We start from the raw sequence: 20,419 nt of genomic DNA, 5'->3' as shown, positions 1-20,419 counted from the left end.
ATACACCGGAAATATCTTAACTTTTGCGAATATACAGGTAATGGTTAAAGTTCCAGGACGACCTGGAATTTTACGGGGATAATGTTAAAAAGCAAATCTGACTATTCGTCAGTTACTTCACCGGAAAAGGTCGTCTGAAAGCCCTATTTTTGGTTTTCAGACGACCTTTCTATCTCTCTTTAAACTAACAATTCCCGCCAGCGTTTCACCTGGAAGCGCACTTGCTCCGGCGCGGTTCCGCCCAAGTGGTTGCGCGCGTTCAGGCTGCCTTCGGGTGTCAGTACGCCGTACACGTCGTCTGAAATCAGGTTGCTGAAACCTTGCAGGACTGCAAGCGGCAGTTCGCTCAAATCAACGCCCGCTTGGTCGGCGTGGCGCACGGCTTGGGCGACGACTTCGTGACTGTCGCGGAAAGGCATGCCTTTTTTTACCAAGTAATCCGCCAAATCGGTGGCGGTGGCAAAGCCCTGCATCACGGCGGCGCGCATATTGTCGGGTTTGACGGTCACGCCGCGCATCATATCGGCGTAAATCCGCAGCGTGTCGATGAGCGTGTCGGCTGTATCAAACAGCGGTTCTTTGTCTTCCTGATTGTCTTTGTTGTACGCCAAAGGCTGAGATTTCATCAGGGTAATCAAGCCGATAAGGTGTCCGATGACTCGACCGGATTTGCCGCGCACGAGTTCGGGAACGTCGGGATTTTTCTTCTGCGGCATGATGGACGAACCCGTACAGAAACGGTCGGCAATGTCGATAAAGCCGAAACGCGGACTTATCCACAAAATCAATTCTTCAGACAGGCGGCTCAGGTGGATCATAATTAACGAAGCGGCTGCGGTGAACTCAATGGCAAAATCGCGGTCGGATACGGCATCCAGCGAGTTTTGGCAGATTTGCTCGAAACCCAGCAATTCGGCGGTGATTTCGCGCTGGATCGGATAGGTCGTGCCTGCAAGGGCGGCAGCGCCGAGCGGCATACGGTTGACGCGTTTGCGACAGTCGGTCATGCGCTCGAAATCGCGTCCGAGCATTTCGACGTAGGCGAGCATGTGGTGTCCGAAGCTGACAGGCTGGGCGACTTGCAGATGGGTAAAACCGGGCATGACGGTTTCGGCATTTTGTTCCGCCAAATCGACCAAGGCCGTTTGCAGGATCCGAATCAGGTCTTGAATGACGGTAATCTGGTCGCGCAGCCACAGGCGGATATCGGTGGCAACTTGGTCGTTGCGGCTGCGGCCGGTGTGCAGACGCTTGCCTGCATCGCCGATTTTGTCGGTCAGGCGGCGTTCGATGTTCATGTGGACATCTTCCAAATCCAGCGACCAAGAAATAGTACCGTCCTTGATTTCTGCTATAATCTCCGCCATTCCCCGACGGATCGCCGCCAAATCTTCTTCACTCAAAACACCTGATTGAACAAGCATTTGCGCGTGCGCCAGCGAACCCTGAATGTCCCACTCGGCAAGCCGTTTATCGAAATCGATCGAACCGGTGTATTTTTTTACCAGTTCGGAAACAGGCTCGTTGAAACGGCCAGACCAGGTTTTGTCCTTACTCATGGTTTCATCCTCAGATAAAATAACAGAGCCGCAAAGGCTCGTATAAACACATTAAAAGAAAACGGTTGGAAATATTTTATGTCTATTATACGTCAAATCAACAATACATTCGCCGCCCCGGACCTGCGCAATTCCGCGACGGTCGTGCGCCTTTTGATTATAGTCTTGGGAAGCTTGCTGTTCCTGCCCTTGATCAGCGATTCCACACTCTCCTATTCGGCAGAGGTATACCACCACGCCGAATGGATATTTCCCGTGCTTTTGGGCATTTTGTTCAAAGCCTATTTTGTCAACACATTCATACCTTCTATCAAAGAAGCGCCCTACGGCGTCATCATTACCTATCTTTTGAACCTGTCGATATTTGTGATTGTTGATTTTATCGTTCTAAAAACGAATGGCAGATCGCTGTCGCAACATTTCTTCCTGTTCAACCTGTTCCTGCTCGGACTGATGTATTACGAAGGTTCCCGCCGCAACGGCCTTGCGCCTTCGGTTTCCGAAGCCCGCCTCAGCGCACTGACCGCCCGCATCCGCCCGCATTTCCTGTTCAACAGCCTCAATGCCGCCATCAGTCTCATCCGTCTGCGCCCGTATGATGCGGAAACCTTGTTGGAAAACCTCGCCAACCTCTTCCGCGCCCAACTGCGCGACGGCAGCCAAAGCAGCACTTTAGGGCAAGAAATCGAATGGGCTCGCGAATACATCGCCATCGAACAAATCCGTATGGGCCATATGCGCGTGCAAGTTATGTGGCAGCACCAAGCGCCCGATGATGCGGAAACGCCGCACCTGCTGCTCCAACCCCTTTTGGAAAACGCGGTCTTCCACGGCGTCGAATCGACCCACCGCCCCGGCATGATTACCGTGTTTACCAAGCTCAACAAATCATCCATCTACATCCGCATCGAAAACCCGTACACCCCGCCTGAAAGCAGCGAAAACGCCAAGCCGCACAAAGGCAACTCGATGGCGCTGCGCAACCTCAAAGAACGCCTGACGCTGATGTACGACAACGACGCCAAAATCCAAAGCCGTCAACTCGACGGCATTTTCCGCGTCGACATCCGCCTGCCTTACCGCAAAAAAGCGTCTGATGTGAACAGACTGTTCGGTTGAGAAAACATCGCCGAATATGACAACAAAGGTCGTCTGAAAACCCGATTGAGAAGGGTTTTCAGACGACCTTTTGGTTTTAATATAGTGGATTAACTTTAAACCAGTACGGCGTTGCCTCGCCTTGCCGTACTATCTGTACTGTCTACGGCTTCGTCGCCTTGTCCTGATTGAAATTTAATCCACTATAATAGCCATGATTTATGCCACAGGCGGCATTTGGGCAACGGTTTCCTGCATCCATACCGTGGTTTCCGCGAAAGCGGGGCGGGCGAGATGTTTGGCGGCGTAGCGTTGCAATACGTCGGTTTCATCGGCGGGCAGCACTTTCCAATTTTGCGTTAAGTGCAGAATCAGAGCGGAGCAGTACAAATCCATCGCGGTAAAGCTGTTACCGACGATATAGTCGCGGTTTTTCAAGTGTTCGCGCAATGTGTTCCATGCGGTATCGAAATCGCCGTAACCGATTTGGCGGCGGCATTCGGGCGTATCGACAGGCAGGTTGTGCAGTTTGTTGAAGGCTGCGTATTCGAGGTGCATCAATATGCACATCCAGCGGTAGTATTCGCCGCGCTCCAACGTACCTGCGGCGGGGATGAGGTGTTTGTCGGGGAACTGTTCCGCCAAAAAGGTAATGATGGCGGTCGATTCGGTCAGTACGGCATCACCGAATTTGAGCGCGGGGACTTGCCCTTGGGGATTGATGGCGAGATATTCGGCGGATTTCATTTGCGTGCCGAACTGGACGGGTACGACGGTGTATTCCGCGCCGCATTCTTTCAGCATCCATACGACGTATCTGCCGCGTGAAAAGGGATGGGTGTAGAGCGTGATATTGTGCATGTCTTTTCCTTTTGCGCGATGAATGGTTTTGGCAAAACCCATACGGCGGGTTTTCAGACGACCTCATCAATAGGCGATACTTTTTGCCGCTTCGTTCAAACCGTTTTCCAAAGATTCCAGCATGGCGGTATAGCCGTCGCCTTGTTGCGGGGTGGTGATGTCAAACGGTTTGTTGCGTCCGTCCGGCCATAAGGCGTAGCCGCTGACGGTGGTTTGCCCCTGATAGCTGCCTTGGAAAGCTTCGATATAGATTTTCAGGGTTTGGCTGCTTTGGCTGCGCGAGGCGGGAACGAAAGTATGGCGCGGGTTGAGGCGGTTGAGTTTGTTGCTGAGGTTTGCCGCCAACGCGCCGTCGAGCGGTGCCGCCCAAAGGTGGTTCTTCGCCAAATTCACATGATATGCGTCGGTTTGGTAAACGAGGCCGCCGTTGGCGAGCGGTTCGGCAAGGTTGACTTTGACCGCGATTTCGCTGCCTTGCGCCGCCGGCCGGATGTATTGGCTGTCGGGCAGGACGAAATATTGCGGGCTTTGCGCGGTGCCGCAGGCGGCAAGCGTCAGGGCGGCGGCAATCGGGAAGAGGCGCATTATCGGCTTCCTTTCGGGATGGGGTCTTTGCTGCTGCTGTTAAAAATCAGCGCGTTGGGTTTTTCTTTCAAAGTATTAATGACGGGCTGTACGTCTCTGAGGGTTTTGTCCAAACTTTGCAGGGTATTTTGCACGTCGCCGTAGATGGGCGATTGCGGCGATACGCCTTGCAGGGTCTGGCGCAATTCTTTCAGGGTTTGGTTCAGCTCGTTGGGGATGTTTTGCGTTTGCGGTTTGCCGACCAGTTTGTCGATAGAACTTAGGGCAGCATTGGCAGATTTGAGGGTGGATTTGAGTTCGGCAAGCGAACCGTTCAACCCTGCAACGGTTTTATCCAACGGCAGATTGTTGAATTTCTCGAGCAAATCCGCCACTTTTGCCTGCAAATCGTCCAAACCGCCGCCTTGTGTGGCAATGACGGTATCGCCTGCGTAAACGGTGTGCGGTCGCAGCTTGGGCGAAGACGAAGGCTGATCGTTCAACTCGATCATTTTGCTGCCGGTCAGCAGATTGTTGCTGGAGATGGTGGCGGTCAGACCTTTGCCCAAAGCCGCTTGGAATTGTTGTTTCCAATGTTCTTTGCTTTGTTCGTCGGCATTGATTTCCATGCGCGACGGCTCGATGCGGATGCGCACGGGAATCCAGCCGTTTTCAAACAGATGCAGGCTGTCGTTTCGGTCGAAATAGGGAACGTCGGAAACCACGCCGACATTCAGCCCTTTATATTCGACGGGCGAACCGGCGGTCAGACCGCGCACGGACTGTTTGAAAAACGCGGTGTAATACAACGAACGGTTATCGGGCAGGTTTGCCACTTCGCTGCGGCTGTCGTAAAGCGTGAAACTGTCTTCGCTTTTCACATTTTTGCTGTTTTTGGTTTTCGGCGAATCAAACGAAATCGCGCCGGAAAGCAACGCGGGCAGAGGAGCGGAATTGAGCTTCACTCCGCTGCCTGTGGTTTCAATATTGATGCCGCTCTCCAGCCAAAAGCGGCTTTCCGAATTAATCAATTTGTCGTTCGGGCTTTGGATGAAGATGGTGTAATGCACGGTTTGGTCGGATGGCTCAAAGCGCGCGCTTTCCACCTGTCCGACCATAAAGTTTTCATAAAGCACGGGGCTGCTGACGTTGAGGATTTTGTCGTTTTGACCGACCAGCTTCAGGCGCAGGCCGCTTTGTCCGATGGCGGCAATCGGCGGGATGTCCTGTACTTCAAATACGTCCTTTGTCTCTTCACTTTTGCCGGGCGTAAACGCGATATACGAGCCGGACAGGAGCGTACCCAAACCGGTTACACCGCTCTGATCAATACGCGGCCTGACCACCCAAAACTGCGTATCGCTACGTATCAGGTCGGTTGCGTCGGCATTAAACTGGGCGGTTACTTCTACGCCTTTTTGGTCGTCGCGCAGCTTGATGCGGGTAACGTGTCCGACATCGACGTTCAGCACTTTAATCACCGTATTGTTGACTTCAATGCCTTCCGCGCTGTCCATCAAAAGCGTTACGACCGGACCTCGGTTGCGGATATCTTTCACCAACAGCCAGCCGCCCGCAATCAGTGCGATCAGCGGAATCAGCCACACGACAGACGTGAAGACATTGGTTTTTTTGACACGCGCAGGTGCGCGGTGTGTTTGAGCGGAATCGTGTTTTTTCATTGTTTCTGGTTATCGTCGGAATTAGGGTCGTCTGAAAGCTGTTGGTGCCTGTCCCAAATCAGGCGGGGATCGAAATAATAGGCAGAAAGCATGGTCAATACCACCACCAGGCAGAAATACACCGCCGCCCCGCCGGGAACGACGCGCGCCATGTTGGTGTGGAACGAACTCATCAAAATAATAATCACAAAAATATCAATCATCGACCAGCGGCCGATGGATTCGGTAATTCGGTAAAGCACCGACATTTTCGGCGCGCTCATCGGAGGCTTGAAATAAGCGGACGCAATCAAAACCGCCATCGCAATAATCTTCAATACCGGCACCAAAATACTCGCGCTGAAAATAATCACCGCAATCAGCCTGTCGCCGTCGTTCCACATATACACAATGCCGTTGAAAATCGTATTGACCTCCAACGCGGTAGGGTTGGACGAAATCATAATCGGCAGAATATTCGCAGGGAAATACAGGATAAACGCCGCAATCAAAAACGCCAGCGAAATGCTCAGGCTTTTCGGGCGCCTGCGGTATAAATCCGCACCACAAACCTCACAAGGCTGCTCGTCTTTATCGCGGAAATACAGGCATCGGCTGCAACAGGTTTTGTCGTCAGATGCCGTTTGCACCGCATCCCCGCCCGTCAGCCTGTGGATTTTATAATAAACCCAATGCTGCGGAATCGAGACCGAAGTCCGAATCAGCATGACCGACAGCGCAAACATCAAATAAAACGCCGAGCCGAATTCCACCGCCGCCACAGACGAGAGCTTGATATACGCCACCAAAGTGGAAATAAAAAACACATCCACCATAATCGCATGGCGCAGCCTGACCAAAACCCGCGTCGCAAACCGCAGCGCAGGATACGCCCGCTCGCACACCAGCGCCGTATGAACATACAGGCAAAGCAGCAAAAACAATACCGGTGCGCCGAAAGTCACGACGAACATCACTTCCGCCAGAAAACCGTAATCCTGATAAATCAAAAGCCGCATCATTTCCGGCAGCGTCAGGACGGATGTTACGCCGAAGAGTTCCACGCGGATATAAACCATGCTGTACGCAAACGCCATCAAAATCAGAGAAGTCGTCGCGTAAGCCAGCGGCGCAACATAAGGATTGTTTTCCACCTCGACCACTTCATGATTGCACACCGGACAATGCGCTTCCTGCCCCTGCCGCAGGCGCGGAATATCCATGCGGTTGCCGCAGTCCGGGCAATCCACCGTATGCGCCGGCAGCGATGCGTCGGGCAGATAGGATTTATAACGCCACCAGCGCGTATAGCTAGGAATCGGTTTCATGAAGAAAGGGAGACAGAAAAGTATATAGAAAGACTCGGCATTATAAGGGAAAACAGAAAGATAGCCTAACCTCACTAAATGTTAAGGCCCCAAAAGGTCGTCTGAAAACATTACTGTTGCTGCCTATATCCGATAAGCCAGAGCAAATCAAAACAGCAAATATCTACATTGTTACCACCGCCCTCCCCTGCAATTATAGTGGATTAACTTTAAACCAGTACGGCGTTGCGTCGCCTTGCCGTACTATCTGTACTGTCTGCGGCTTCGTCGCCTTGTCCTGATTTAAATTTAATCCACTATATTTCACCCAAAAATGTGTGATTCAAAAATCTGAGCTATTTTTCCACAATAAAATAAAAGGTCGTCTGAAAATAAGTTTTCAGACGACCTTTCAAACATATAACCCAATTAACCCAAATCAAACGCTTTGTGCAGGACGCGGGTGGCGAGTTCCATGTATTTCTCGTCAATCAAGACGGAAACTTTGATTTCGGAGGTGGAAATCATTTGGATGTTGATGCCTTCTTCGGCGAGGGTGCGGAAGATTTTGGCGGCAACGCCGACGTGCGAACGCATACCCAAGCCGACTGCGGAGACTTTGCACACGGTGTCGTCGCCGTCGATGGCGGCGGCGCCGATGCTGTCTTGCAGCTTGGTCAGGATTTCGATGGTTTGTCTGTAATCGCCGCGAGGTACGGTGAAGGAGAAATCAGTGGTGCCTTCGCTGCCGACATTTTGGATGATCATATCGACTTCGATGTTGGCATCGGCGACCGCGCCTAAAATTTGGTAGGCGACGCCGGGTTTGTCGGGTACGCCGCGCACGTTGATGCGGGCTTGGTTTTTATCGAATGCGATACCGGTTACGGCAGCTCTTTCCATGTTTTCATCCTCTTCAAAGGTAATTAAGGTGCCGTTGCCGCCGTCTTGCAGGCTGCTCAGTACGCGCAGGCGCACTTTGTATTTTCCGGCGAATTCTACTGAACGGATTTGCAAGACTTTCGAGCCGAGGCTTGCCAGTTCGATCATTTCTTCAAATGTAACCGTATCCATGCGGCGCGCTTCGGGTACGACGCGGGGGTCTGTGGTGTAAACGCCGTCTACGTCGGTATAGATTTGGCATTCGTCTGCTTTGAGGGCTGCGGCGAGCGCAACGGCGGAGGTGTCGGAACCGCCGCGTCCGAGCGTGGAAATGTTGCCTTCGCTGCTGATGCCTTGGAAACCCGCCACAATGACGACTTTGCCTGCGTCGAGGTCGGCGCGCATTCTTTGATCATCGATGCTTTCGATACGGGCTTTGGTGTGTGCGGTATTGGTTTTGAGGGCGGCCTGCCAGCCGGTGTAGCTTTTGGCATCCACGCCGATGTCTTTCAATGCCATCGCCAAAAGACCGATGGTCACCTGTTCGCCGGTAGCTAAGACGACGTCCAGCTCGCGCGGATCGGGATGCTCCTGCATTTCATGCGCCAGCGCAACCAGGCGGTTGGTTTCGCCGCTCATGGCGGATACGACGACAACGATGTCGTGTCCTTCGGCGCGGGCTTTGGCGACACGTTTGGCTACGTTTTTAATGCGTTCGGGTGAGCCTACTGATGTGCCGCCGTATTTGTGTACGATTAACGCCATGTTTCGTGCTTTCTGTTTGAGATTGGTAGGGCAGCGCGGTGCTGCAAAGTCGGAATCTTCCCGCCTGCCTGAGTAGGTTTTCGCGCTGCGGCAAAAGGCGGGCAAATCTTTGTATATTTTACTGTCGTTTACATGAATTTCAAAGATAAATTGGATTTTGGCGGTAAATAGGCCGTCGGATATCGGAGGTCGTCTGAAAATATGGTTTCAGACGACCTTTTGCTGTAGAACCAATAGTTAAATCACGTTATATTTTCCCATTCAATTAGCACAAAATCCTAATTGTTAAGAACTATTTAATTTGAAGGGATATTGAATTAATGCGTCTAGAAGCGGTATAGTGCCATTTATTCAGATTCAAATTAATAGACATAGGAAAGGAATTTCATTATGCAAATCAGCGCACGCAACCAATTCAACGGCATCGTTAAAGACATCCGCAACGGCGCGGTCAACAGCGAAGTAACCGTATCCCTGCCGACCGGGCAGGAAATCGTAGCAGCCGTTACTTGCGAGAGCGTCAGCAACCTCGGCTTGGAAAAAGGCAAGGCTGTTGTGGTGCTGATTAAGGCGGGCAGCATCTTGATTGCCAACAATCTCGACAACATCAAACTTTCCGCACGCAACCAGTTGTCAGGCATCATCAGCCATATCGAACGCGGCTCGGTCAACAGCATCGTTGATTTGGACTTGGGCGATGGCTTGGCTTTGAGCGCAGGCATTACCGTGAAAAGCAGCGATTTGCTGAATCTGGTACCCGGCCAAAAAGCAACGGCTGTTTTCAAGGCAGGCGCGGTTATTTTGGGCGTATTGGCATAATCCGAACCGTCCGATTCAAAAAAGCCGTCTGAAACTTCAGGTTTCAGACGGCTTTTTTATCATTTGCAGGATACCTTTATCCGACAGAGCGAGATAGTTTTAATGCGTTTTGCTGATGCGCGGTTAACTCGGCAATGCCTTTTTGCGCCAGCGCAATCAGTTTGCCCAATTCATCGAGGCTGAACGGCGCACCTTCCGCCGTGCCTTGGATTTCGATGATTTTGCCTGAAGCGGTCATGACGATGTTGACGTCGCTGTCGCAGCCCGAGTCTTCGGGGTAATCCAAATCCAAAAGCGGTACGCCGTCCACCACGCCTGCGGATACGGCAGCAACAGCTTCGCGGACAGGGTTCTCATTGATGAGGTCGTCTGAAAGCAGCTTGTTGACCGCAATTTGCAGGGCGACGAATGCGCCGGTAATAGATGCGGTGCGCGTACCGCCGTCTGCCTGAATCACATCGCAATCAATCAGGATTTGGCGTTCGCCCAGTTTTTCCATATCCACGACGGAGCGAAGCGAACGCCCGATAAGACGCTGGATTTCCTGAGTGCGCCCCGACTGTTTGCCCGCCGCAGCTTCGCGGCGCATACGCGAGGCAGTGGAAGCGGGCAGCATCCCGTATTCGGCAGTAACCCAGCCCTGCCCCTTGCCGCGAAGGAACGGCGGAACATTTTCGTCGATGGAAGCGGTGCAGATAACTTTGGTGTTGCCGCATTCGATCAGGCACGAACCGTCGGCGTGCGGCAGGAAGTGCGGGGTGATTTTGATGTCGCGCAGGCTGTCGGCAGCGCGTGAAGTGCGGGTGTAACTGCTCATGATTTGTCCTTTGGGGAAGCGGTGAAAATTTGTGGTCGGTATTATACGGGATTCGGCGGGATGGCTGTTTAAGGTCGTCTGAAATCGTTTTCAGACGACCTTATTCTATATTGTGTTATAGTCCCTCCACTTTCACTCGTATTTTGAAACGGAGTAAAACCATGACTCAATCCATCCATATCCACAGCATGACCGGCTTTGCCAATGCCGCAGGCGAATGCGGCGGCAAGCGCGTGAATTTGGAAATCCGTGCGGTGAACCACCGTTATCTGGATGTTCAATTCCGCATGCCTGAAGAATTGCGCTATCTGGAAGGCGCGTTACGCGAAAAAATTGCGTCTTCAGCCGCACGCGGCAAATTGGAATGCCGCATTCAGTTGCAGGATGCGGCGGTCGGCGGGCAGAGTTTGGAAACCAATGAAGAGTTGGTGAAACAGCTTGCCGACTTGAACAAAACTTGGCGCAAGGAACACGGTTTCGGCAAGCTGACAGTCGCTGAAGTGTTGCGCTTTCCGGGAGTGTTGGCAGGTCAAAGCGAAGATCCCGAGGCTTTGGCGAAAACTGTACAAGAGCTGCTGGATGAGGCTTTGAAAGAATTTGCCGCCGCCCGCAAACGCGAAGGTAAAAAACTCGGCGAACATTTGTTGCAACGTTTGGCCAGCATGGAAGAAATCGTGGATGCCTTGAGCGAACTGTTCCCCAGCCTGCTTCAGGCGCATATGGACAAGGTGAACGCACGTTTGGCTGAAGCGGTCGGCAATATCGACAACGACCGTTTACAGCAGGAATTTGCGCTGTTTATCCAAAAATCCGATGTTGACGAAGAATTCAGCCGCCTGCGCACGCACATCGCCGAAGTCCGCCGCATCGTTACGGAAAACAAAGGCAGCGCGGGCAAACGCTTGGACTTCCTGATGCAGGAATTGAACCGCGAAGCGAACACGTTGGGCAGCAAAGCGATCGCGGCGGAATGCACGCAGGCTTCGGTCGAACTGAAATTTTTGATCGAGCAAATGCGCGAGCAGGTTCAAAACATCGAATAAGCCTTCAAAAATAAAACAAAGGTCGTCTGAAAAGCCATTTTCTGCTTTTCAGACGACCTTTTTTGATACCGCAATCCGTGCCCTGCCCTGTTGTTCATCATACTGCCCCACCCTATTTACCAAACCTCCCTCCCCTGCTTTTCAGACGACCTCCTGCCCGCTATAATACGCTTGCAAATTATTTGCATTATCATTTAATTCAGGAGAAACACATGAGCACCCGTACCGAACACGACACTATGGGCAATGTCGAAGTCCCGTCCGAAGCCTATTGGGGCGCGCAGACCCAGCGCAGCCGCAACAATTTCAAAATCGGCGGCGAAACCCTGCCGCAGCCGCTGATTTATGCTTTGGCGCTGGTGAAAAAAGCCGCAGCCGCCACTAATGTTTCCCTCGGCAGGATTAAGCCCGAACAGGCGGATTTGATTACGCAGGCGGTGGACGACGTGTTGAACGGCAAGCTCGACGGGCAATTTCCTTTAGTGGTTTGGCAGACCGGCTCCGGCACGCAGTCCAATATGAACATGAACGAAGTGCTGGCGAACCGCGCCAACGAAATCGCCGGTACGGGGTTGGCGGCGTACCAGCCCGTCCATCCCAACGACCATGTGAACCACGCGCAATCAACCAACGACGCGTTCCCGACCGCCATCCACGTCGCCGCCGCGATTGAAATCAACCGCCACCTCATTCCCGCCGTCAAAGCCCTGCGCGACACATTGGACAAAAAAGCCAAAGAATTCGCCCCCATCGTCAAAATCGGCCGCACCCACTTGCAGGACGCGACGCCGCTGACTTTGGGACAAGAATTTTCCGGCTACGTTTCCCAGCTCGACCACGGCTTAGGTCGTCTGAACGACGCGCTCAAAGGTTTGTACGAACTCGCTTTGGGCGGCACAGCAGTCGGCACGGGTTTGAACAGCCATCCCGAATACGCCGAAAAAGTCGCCGCCAAACTCGCCGAACTGTCCGGCCTGCCGTTTGCCAGCGCGCCGAACAAATTTGAAGCCTTGGGCGGACGCGATGCCGCCGTTGCCGCTTCGGGCGCACTGAAAACGCTGGCGGCAAGCCTGAACAAAATCGCCAACGACATCCGCTGGCTGGCAAGCGGCCCGCGCTGCGGTTTGGGCGAAATCAAAATCCCCGAAAACGAGCCGGGTTCGTCCATCATGCCGGGCAAAGTCAACCCGACCCAATGCGAAGCGATGACCATGGTGTGCTGCCAAGTGTTCGGTAACGACGTTACCATCGGCATGGCGGGCGCGTCGGGCAATTTCGAGCTGAACGTCTATATGCCCGTCATCGCCTACAACCTCTTGCAATCTATCCGCCTCTTGGGCGACGCGTGCAACAGCTTCAACGAACACTGCGCCGTCGGCATCGAACCCGTGCCGGAAAAAATCGACTATTTCCTGCACCATTCCCTGATGCTCGTTACCGCGCTGAACCGCAAAATCGGCTACGAAAACGCCGCCAAAGTCGCCAAAACCGCCTATAAAAACGACAAATCGCTGCGCGAAACCGCCGTCGAATTGGGCTTGCTGACAGGTGAAGAGTTTGACGAATTGGTCGTCCCCGCCGATATGGCTCATCCGCGCTGATTGACGGTTTGAAATACGGCAAAGGTCGTCTGAAAACCGGGATTGGTTTTCAGACCACCTTCTTTATCTCAACAGCCATATCGCTCGCTTTCTGCAATTTTCAGACGACCTTTCGATAAATCCCGTTGCGAAAAGCATTATAATCACCGCAATCTCAGTTCAACCGCCCTACCCCCGAAAGGTTCGCATGACCACTTATTCCCTCTTCGTTACCTGCCCGCGCGGTCTCGAAGCCCCTTTATCCCAAGAACTCGAACAATTCAAATGCCAAGACATCCGCGCCGTTGACGGAGGCGTCGCGTGCAAAGGCGGTGTGGAGCAGGTATACCGTATCAACCTGCATTCGCGCACCGCCAGCCGCGTGTTGCTGCGCCTGACCAAAAGCGGCTACCGCAGCGAACAAGACATTTATAAAGCGGCGAAAAATATCCGCTGGACGGATTGGTTCGACTTGGAACAAACCTTCAAAGTCAAAGTGGAAGGCAAACGCGCCCAAGTCAAAAGTTTGGATTTCGTCGGGCTGAAAATCAAAGATGCCGTGTGCGACGTGTTCCGCGACACTTGCGGCGCGCGCCCCAACGTCGGCAAAATCCGCCCCGACATCCGCATCCATGCCTTTATCGACGAGCGCGATATTCAAATTTTCATCGACACATCCGGAGAGGCCTTGTTCAAACGCGGCTACCGCCAAGACACAGGCGAAGCGCCGATGCGCGAGAACTTGGCGGCAGGGTTGCTGCTGCTGGCAGGCTATGACGGCTCGCAGCCTTTCCAAGACCCGTTTTGCGGCAGCGGCACCATCGTCATCGAAGCCGCGTGGATTGCCACCCGCCGCGCGCCCGGTCTGATGCGCCGTTTCGGGTTTGAAAAGCTGAAAAATTTCGATGCCGCCCTTTGGAAAAAGCTGCAACACGAAGCCGAAACGCAAATCCGCCCCGCGCCTGCCCCGATTTCAGGCAGCGACAACGACCGCCATATGATCCGCGCCGCCGTTGCCAACGCCCAAGCTGCCGAAGTGGACACGTTTGTCCGTTTTGAAGTCAAAGACGCGCAGGACACCCGTCCGAACGGGGAAGGCGGCATCCTGATTTCCAACCCGCCTTACGGCGTCCGCCTTGCCGAAGTCCAAGCCTTGCAAGCCCTTTACCCGCAGTTGGGCGCGTGGTTGAAGCAGCATTACGCGGGCTGGCTGGCGGGCATGTTTACCGGCGACCGCGATATGCCGAAATTCATGCGCCTTTCGCCCAAACGCAAAATCCCGCTCTACAACGGCAACTTAGACTGCCGCCTGTTTTTGATGGATATGGTCAAAGGGTCGAACCGATAAATATGATAAAGGTCGTCTGAAACAGATTTGGCGGGTTTCACCAAACGTTTCAGACGACCTTTTGACAAAAAATCAGTATTTCACCGAATCATTGCCACTGTTTTTCTGAATAAACTCGATTTTATAGCCGTCGGGATCTTCAACAAAAGCAATAACGGTCGTGCCGTGCATCATCGGCCCTGCTTCACGCACGACTTTTCCGCCCATCTCTTTTACACGTTCGCAGGCTTTATAAGCATCGTCCACTTCGATAGCGATGTGGCCGTAGGCGTTGCCTAAATCGTAGCTTTCGGTATCCCAGTTGTGGGTCAGTTCCAAAACCGTATTTTCAGCTTCGCTGCCATAACCGACAAAAGCCAGCGTGAAACGGCCTTCCGGATAATCGTGGCGGCGCAAGAGCTTCATGCCCAAAACGTTTTGATAAAAGTCCAAGGATTTTTCAAGGTTGCCGACGCGCAGCATGGTGTGGAGCAGGCGCATGATTGTGTTCCTTTTATATGTTGTTAAAACAGGATTTTAACACGAAACGCAAGCCCTAACCCGTATCAATGGCAGCAAACATAAGCTTTCAGACGACCTTTACCGTAAAAGCAAACCATCCGCCGCAGCTATTGCCAGCCGTCGAAAAATTCGCTATAAGGGAATTATATGAAACATATTAACATTTATATACAGACAACCTAAAAAAGGATTCAGAGATGAAAATCGGTATCCCACGCGAGTCATTATCCGGTGAAACCCGCGTCGCCTGTACGCCTGCCACCGTTGCCCTGTTGAGCAAACTGGGCTTTGAAACCGTTGTCGAAAGCGGCGCAGGTTTGGCGGCAAGTTTGGACGATGCCGCTTACCAAACAGCAGGCGCGACCGTTGCCGACAAAGCGACGGTTTGGGCATGCCCTTTGCTTTACAAAGTCAACGCGCCGTCCGAAGGCGAGCTGCCGCTGCTCAAAGAAGGGCAGACCATTGTCAGCTTCCTGTGGCCGCGCCAAAACGAGGCTTTGGTGGAAGCCTTGCGCGCCAAGAAAGTGAACGCGTTGGCGATGGACATGGTACCCCGCATTTCCCGCGCACAGGCTTTGGACGCTTTGTCTTCGATGGCAAACATCAGCGGCTACCGCGCCGTGATTGAAGCCGCCAATGCCTTCGGCCGTTTCTTCACCGGTCAAATTACTGCCGCAGGCAAAGTGCCGCCCGCTCAGGTTTTGGTGATTGGCGCCGGTGTGGCGGGTTTGGCGGCAATCGGTACGGCAAACTCGCTCGGCGCAGTGGTGCGCGCATTCGATACCCGCTTGGAAGTGGCGGAACAAATCGAATCGATGGGCGGCAAGTTCCTGAAACTCGACTTCCCGCAAGAATCGGGCGGCAGTGGCGACGGCTACGCCAAAGTGATGAGCGACGAATTTATTGCCGCCGAGATGAAACTCTTTGCCGAACAGGCGAAAGAGGTGGACATCATCATCACCACCGCCGCCATTCCGGGCAAACCCGCACCCAAGCTGATCACCAAAGAAATGGTGGAAAGCATGAAATCCGGCTCCGTCATCGTCGATTTGGCGGCGGCGACCGGCGGCAACTGCGAACTCACCAAACCGGGCGAATTGTTCGTAACCGACAACGGCGTGAAAATCATCGGCTACACCGACATGGCAAACCGCCTTGCCGGACAGTCTTCCCAGCTTTACGCCACCAACTTGGTCAACCTGACCAAGCTGTTAAGCCCGAACAAAGACGGCGAAATCACGCTGGACTTCGAAGACGTGATTATCCGCAACATGACCGTTACCCGCGACGGCGAAATCACCTTCCCGCCTCCGCCGATTCAAGTTTCCGCCCAGCCGCAGCAAACGTCGTCTGAAAAAGCCGCGCCTGCCGCCAAGCCCGAACCGAAACCCGTTCCCCTGTGGAAAAAACTCGCGCCCGCCGTCATCGCCGCCGTATTGGTACTGTGGGTCGGCGCGGTCGCGCCCGCAGCGTTTTTAAACCACTTTATCGTGTTCGTCCTCGCCTGCGTTATCGGCTACTACGTCGTCTGGAACGTCAGCCACTCGCTGCATACCCCGCTGATGTCTGTAACCAACGCCATTTCCGGCATCATCGTCGTCGGCGCGCTGCTGCAAATCAGCCAAGGCAACGGTTTCGTTACCCTGCTCGCCTTCATCGCCATCCTGATTGCCAGCATCAACATCTTCGGCGGCTTTTTCGTTACGCGGCGGATGCTGAATATGTTTAGGAAGGGGTAAGGCAGAGGGTTTCAGGCTGCCTTTCCCTGCGTAGGTTCGGATTTAACATCCGAGCACCCGTTAGATGCAGCCTGAAACTGCAGGTCGGGCATTCATGCCCGACAAAGCCGCCGCACAATGAGGCCCAAGCCGTGCACCAATGTCCGACCTCCCTGCTGCCGTCTGACGGAATTCGGTTTGAAGGGAAATCATGCCGAAAAAGCGATTGACTGTTTTACTGCCGCTTGCCCCGTCCGCTGCTTTTGCCCCCGTCCGCATTTCCGGCGGCAGCTATTATGCATTTGACGGATTTTCAGACGGCATCCGCAGCCATACCGCCGCCGATACGGTGGCTTTGCACGAAAAAAGCGGCTGCTGTTTCGGCACGGACGGCGACGGACATTTGGCATTTGCCAGACTGTTCGATATGGCGCAAACCGCCACGCCGCTGTCGGCATTGGATAATGAGAAAAACCGCTTTCTGCCCGACGGCAGCTTCTGTCTGGTTTATATAAACCGCAAAGACGGCAGCTCGCAGCGGATATTCAGGCAGCCTTGCGGGAATCAACCAAGACCGTGAATCGCACGGATGCAAGGCAGCCTGAACAGCGGCTTGTTTAATGAAACCATTGGAACTTGGAAAATCAGACTTATGGATGCACAAACCTTTACATTGATTACCACCGTCGTTGTCGCACACTTTCTCGCGCTCATCAGTCCGGGACCGGATTTCCTGCTGATTGTCCGCAGCGCGCTGCGACACAAGCGCAATCATGCGGTCGGTGTGGCGGCGGGTATTGCGGTTGCAAATGCGGTGTATATTGCGCTGTGTATGCTCGGGGTCGGCTCGCTGATTGCCCATTCGCTGTGGCTGATGGTCGGCTTGAAAGTTGCAGGCGCCTGTTTCCTGATGTATGTGGCTTTTCATGCCTTTCTTGCCAAACGCAGCGATTATGACTTTATCGGCGGCATGTCTGCCGAAAACCGCACCCAGTCTTCCTTTTTCAAAGAATTCGGCTTGGGTTTGCTGTCGGGGCTGTCCAACCCGAAAAACATCATCTTTTATATCAGCCTCTTTGCCGTGATACTGACCCCCGCCGTCGGCACGGGGCTGAAAACCGGTTTGGGGGTGTGGATGGTGGCGTTGATTTTCGTATGGGACAGCATGATAGTCTTTCTGCTTGGGCAGAACCGTATCCGCAGCTTTTTCGGCAAAGCCGCTTTTTACATCGACAAGGCGACAGGGGCGGTGTTGGGGCTGCTTGGTGTCAAACTGTTGCAGTCGGCAGTAAAGGACGGCGCGTAAACAGACGGGGGCAGAAGAAACTCTGAACAAACGTCGTCTGAAACTATTGTCCAGACGACCCTCTAATTTCTAAACACAGTTACTTTCACAAATAATTGGAGAATCACCATGTCTTCAGGACTCGTTACAGCGGCGTACATCGTAGCCGCGATACTGTTCATCTTCTCGCTGGCGGGGCTGTCCAAGCAGGAAACCGCCAAGCAGGGCTGTTATTCCGGCGTAGCCGGGATGGCGGTCGCCTTGTTCGTTACCGTGTTTTCCGAAAACACCCACGGACTGGGCTGGATCATCATCGCCATGCTGATTGGCGCCGCCATCGGCATCTACAAAGCCAAAAAAGTAGAAATGACCGAAATGCCCGAGCTGATTGCACTTCTGCACAGCTTCGTCGGCTTGGCGGCGGTTTTGGTCGGCTTCAACAGCTATATCGCACCGGGCAACGTTTCGCACGATATGCACACCATCCATCTGGTCGAAGTCTATTTGGGCATCTTCATCGGCGCCGTAACCTTTACCGGCTCGCTGGTCGCGTTCGGCAAGCTCAACGGCAAAATCAGCAGCGCGCCGTTGCAACTGCCCACCAAACACAAGCTCAACCTCGCCGCATTGGTTTTATCCTTTATCCTGATGCTGGTGTTCGTCTCCGTTGACGGCAGCGGCTTCATCCTGATCCTGATGACCCTGATCGCCCTCGCATTCGGCTGGCACTTGGTCGCCTCCATCGGCGGCGCGGATATGCCCGTGGTCGTGTCCATGCTGAACTCCTATTCCGGCTGGGCGGCCGCAGCGGCAGGCTTCATGCTCTCCAACGACCTGCTCATCGTCACCGGCGCACTCGTCGGCTCCAGCGGCGCGATTCTGTCCTACATCATGTGTAAAGCCATGAACCGCTCCTTCATCTCCGTCATCGCAGGCGGCTTCGGTACCGACGGTTCCGCCGCAGCCTCCGGCAGCCAAGAAGTCGGCGAATACCGCGAAGTCAAACCCGCCGAAGTCGCTGAAATGCTGCGCAACGCCAGCAGCGTCATCATCACCCCGGGCTACGGCATGGCAGTGGCGCAGGCGCAATACCCCGTTGCCGAAATCACTGAGCTTTTGCGTAAAAACGGCGCAGAAGTACGCTTCGGCATCCACCCCGTCGCCGGCCGCCTGCCCGGTCATATGAACGTACTGCTCGCCGAAGCCAAAGTACCCTACGACATCGTTTTGGAAATGGACGAAATCAACGACGACTTCCCCGAAACCGACGTAGTGCTGGTTATCGGTGCGAACGACACCGTCAACCCCGCCGCCCAAACCGACCCGAACAGCCCGATTGCCGGCATGCCCGTATTGGAAGTGTGGAAGGCAAAAGAAGTCGTCGTCTTCAAACGCTCGATGAACACCGGCTACGCAGGCGTACAAAACCCATTGTTCTTCAACGAAAACAGCGTGATGTGCTTCGGCGACGCGAAGAAAACCGTTGACGAGATCTTGGCGGAATTGAAGAAATAACATCTGAAGCCAAGACAAAAGGTCGTCTGAAAACCTGATTTAAAGGTTTTCAGACGACCTTTTTTGGTAATGAAGCCAGATACAATGCTCTGTTTTTATTTGAATATATAATATTGAGGGATATAAAAAATACTTCATATCAAAATAGTTTCAGATTACATTGTTTGCTAGAATAATTGATAACCAATTAACGTGTAACAGGTAATAAAAAGTTATGGGACAACACAAAAATAAACCAAATAACTCCAAGAAAAAGTCAAATGGGCTCAGGAAAAGACTCAATAGTGCTTCAAATATGACTGTAATGTTAATTGCAGGAGTCATTTCAATTGAGTTAATGTATTTTCTAATTCAATATTTTCCTAAGTGGATTTCTCTCACGGATAAAGTTCAAGAATCCGCAGGTTATTGGAATTTCCTTATTGTGTTGATTTCTGTCCCCGTCGCTTTGGTTGTTTGGCATTTTCGCGACGAAAACAATAGACAGCAAATCGAGAACCAGCGCAAAGATATTAATCTGAAAGAATTTCAAAAACTGTCCGAATGGGTCAGCGGCGCGCATTTGCCGGAAATAAAAACCGTCAGTAAAACCACACAGAAAAGCAGCTCAAAAGACGGGACAGAAATTACAGAACAAACGACGGAACAATCCGAAGAATATGCCAAAAAACCTGAGACCGCCGATTTTGATACCTTCAGCAAACGGGACGGTGCGGTCGCTTTGCAGATTTCCGCTATCTATAATCTACTGCCGTTTTTTCGAGGTGATTACGGGGAAAGTTTCCGTCGTCCAGCATTTAATCTGTTGAAGTCCGCTTGGCAGGCGATGCAGCAAGATAGTTTGAAGAAGCTGGGTGGAGCTCATTTATCTGATGAAAAGAGAAAGAAAATTTTTGATGAACTGAGGCAAAAAGCAAAAAGCCCGATGGGCGTGGCTTTAACGCAAGTGTTATTGAGTTTGAATCAGGAAAACAAGAAACTCAATTTGCGTGATTTTCCTGAAATGCTGCCTAGTATTTGTTTAGTTGGGATGAATTTCCATTTGAGCGGAGTAGATGAAATTGCCAGGGATTTGTCGGGATTAAAGTTACAAGGT

General features: G+C 52.8%; 17 protein-coding genes and 1 pseudogene. 10 read left to right on the top strand and 8 right to left on the bottom strand.

What is annotated here, in order from left to right; translation table 11 throughout:
- Window positions 1-179: 179 nt before the first annotated feature.
- Complete coding sequence (gene argH, locus NSCA4_RS0108780; RefSeq protein WP_016687784.1) at window positions 180-1,559, bottom strand: argininosuccinate lyase; 1,380 nt, start codon at window positions 1,557-1,559, stop codon at window positions 180-182.
- A 78-nt stretch (window positions 1,560-1,637) separates the two neighbouring features.
- Here argH and NSCA4_RS0108775 point away from each other — a divergent pair, with 78 nt between their 5' ends.
- Window positions 1,638-2,678: a sensor histidine kinase gene (locus NSCA4_RS0108775; RefSeq protein ID WP_016687783.1), complete on the top strand. Its 1,041-nt coding sequence runs from the start codon at window positions 1,638-1,640 to the stop codon at window positions 2,676-2,678.
- 198 nt (window positions 2,679-2,876) lie between these two features.
- Here NSCA4_RS0108775 and NSCA4_RS0108770 read toward each other — a convergent pair whose 3' ends face one another.
- The 5 genes from NSCA4_RS0108770 to NSCA4_RS0108750 all read right to left on the bottom strand — a co-directional run bounded on the left by NSCA4_RS0108770 (window position 2,877) and on the right by NSCA4_RS0108750 (window position 8,697).
- The gene (locus tag NSCA4_RS0108770) at window positions 2,877-3,518 is read right to left on the bottom strand and encodes a glutathione S-transferase family protein (protein WP_029609690.1); all 642 of its coding nucleotides are present in this window, start codon (window positions 3,516-3,518) and stop codon (window positions 2,877-2,879) included.
- Between the two features lie 66 nt (window positions 3,519-3,584).
- Window positions 3,585-4,103 (bottom strand): PqiC family protein, encoded by a 519-nt coding sequence (locus NSCA4_RS0108765; RefSeq protein WP_016687781.1) that lies wholly within the window; start codon window positions 4,101-4,103, stop codon window positions 3,585-3,587.
- A complete protein-coding gene (pqiB, locus tag NSCA4_RS0108760; RefSeq protein ID WP_016687780.1) occupies window positions 4,103-5,764 on the bottom strand; it encodes an intermembrane transport protein PqiB in 1,662 nt (553 codons plus the stop codon). The genes NSCA4_RS0108765 and pqiB overlap by 1 nt, the downstream gene beginning before the upstream one ends.
- The gene (locus NSCA4_RS0108755; protein ID WP_016687779.1) at window positions 5,761-7,071 is read right to left on the bottom strand and encodes a paraquat-inducible protein A; all 1,311 of its coding nucleotides are present in this window, start codon (window positions 7,069-7,071) and stop codon (window positions 5,761-5,763) included. The genes pqiB and NSCA4_RS0108755 overlap by 4 nt, the downstream gene beginning before the upstream one ends.
- A 408-nt stretch (window positions 7,072-7,479) precedes the next feature.
- Window positions 7,480-8,697, bottom strand: coding sequence for an aspartate kinase (locus NSCA4_RS0108750; protein ID WP_029609688.1), 1,218 nt, complete (start codon window positions 8,695-8,697; stop codon window positions 7,480-7,482).
- 390 nt (window positions 8,698-9,087) lie between these two features.
- On the opposite strand from NSCA4_RS0108750, the gene NSCA4_RS0108745 reads away from it, so the two are divergent.
- On the top strand, window positions 9,088-9,516 hold the full coding sequence (locus tag NSCA4_RS0108745; RefSeq protein ID WP_016687777.1) for a TOBE domain-containing protein: 429 nt from the start codon (window positions 9,088-9,090) through the stop codon (window positions 9,514-9,516).
- A 76-nt stretch (window positions 9,517-9,592) separates the two neighbouring features.
- Here NSCA4_RS0108745 and rph read toward each other — a convergent pair whose 3' ends face one another.
- Window positions 9,593-10,333: a ribonuclease PH gene (gene rph, locus NSCA4_RS0108740; RefSeq protein ID WP_016687776.1), complete on the bottom strand. Its 741-nt coding sequence runs from the start codon at window positions 10,331-10,333 to the stop codon at window positions 9,593-9,595.
- A 161-nt stretch (window positions 10,334-10,494) separates the two neighbouring features.
- On the opposite strand from rph, the gene NSCA4_RS0108735 reads away from it, so the two are divergent.
- The 3 genes from NSCA4_RS0108735 (at window position 10,495) to NSCA4_RS0108725 (ending at window position 14,304) form a co-directional block, all read left to right on the top strand.
- On the top strand, window positions 10,495-11,376 hold the full coding sequence (locus NSCA4_RS0108735; RefSeq protein WP_016687775.1) for a YicC/YloC family endoribonuclease: 882 nt from the start codon (window positions 10,495-10,497) through the stop codon (window positions 11,374-11,376).
- A 212-nt stretch (window positions 11,377-11,588) separates the two neighbouring features.
- Complete coding sequence (gene fumC, locus NSCA4_RS0108730) at window positions 11,589-12,977, top strand: class II fumarate hydratase (RefSeq protein ID WP_016687774.1); 1,389 nt, start codon at window positions 11,589-11,591, stop codon at window positions 12,975-12,977.
- Window positions 12,978-13,164: 187 nt separating this feature from the next.
- Window positions 13,165-14,304 (top strand): THUMP domain-containing class I SAM-dependent RNA methyltransferase, encoded by a 1,140-nt coding sequence (locus tag NSCA4_RS0108725; protein WP_016687773.1) that lies wholly within the window; start codon window positions 13,165-13,167, stop codon window positions 14,302-14,304.
- A 72-nt stretch (window positions 14,305-14,376) separates the two neighbouring features.
- On the opposite strand, the gene gloA is transcribed toward NSCA4_RS0108725, so the two are convergent.
- Window positions 14,377-14,784, bottom strand: a complete 408-nt coding sequence (gloA, locus tag NSCA4_RS0108720) for a lactoylglutathione lyase (protein ID WP_016687772.1) — start codon at window positions 14,782-14,784, stop codon at window positions 14,377-14,379.
- A gap of 218 nt (window positions 14,785-15,002) precedes the next feature.
- Here gloA and NSCA4_RS0108715 point away from each other — a divergent pair, with 218 nt between their 5' ends.
- The 5 genes and pseudogenes from NSCA4_RS0108715 to NSCA4_RS12995 all read left to right on the top strand — a co-directional run.
- A complete protein-coding gene (locus tag NSCA4_RS0108715; RefSeq protein WP_016687771.1) occupies window positions 15,003-16,544 on the top strand; it encodes a Re/Si-specific NAD(P)(+) transhydrogenase subunit alpha in 1,542 nt (513 codons plus the stop codon).
- 190 nt (window positions 16,545-16,734) lie between these two features.
- Window positions 16,735-17,103: a hypothetical protein gene (locus NSCA4_RS0108710; RefSeq protein ID WP_016687770.1), complete on the top strand. Its 369-nt coding sequence runs from the start codon at window positions 16,735-16,737 to the stop codon at window positions 17,101-17,103.
- 72 nt (window positions 17,104-17,175) lie between these two features.
- A complete protein-coding gene (locus tag NSCA4_RS0108705) occupies window positions 17,176-17,829 on the top strand; it encodes a LysE family translocator (protein ID WP_029609686.1) in 654 nt (217 codons plus the stop codon).
- A 108-nt stretch (window positions 17,830-17,937) separates the two neighbouring features.
- Complete coding sequence (pntB, locus tag NSCA4_RS0108700) at window positions 17,938-19,323, top strand: Re/Si-specific NAD(P)(+) transhydrogenase subunit beta (RefSeq protein WP_016687768.1); 1,386 nt, start codon at window positions 17,938-17,940, stop codon at window positions 19,321-19,323.
- Between the two features lie 214 nt (window positions 19,324-19,537).
- Window positions 19,538-20,419: pseudogene (locus tag NSCA4_RS12995) on the top strand (pentapeptide repeat-containing protein); the annotation flags it as partial.

Origin of the sequence: Neisseria sicca 4320, from assembly GCF_000193735.1 — a bacterium.
Taxonomy (GTDB): domain Bacteria; phylum Pseudomonadota; class Gammaproteobacteria; order Burkholderiales; family Neisseriaceae; genus Neisseria; species Neisseria sicca_E.
The sequence above is the reverse complement of the archived record's forward strand: the minus strand, read 5'-3'. Positions and strand labels throughout refer to the sequence as shown.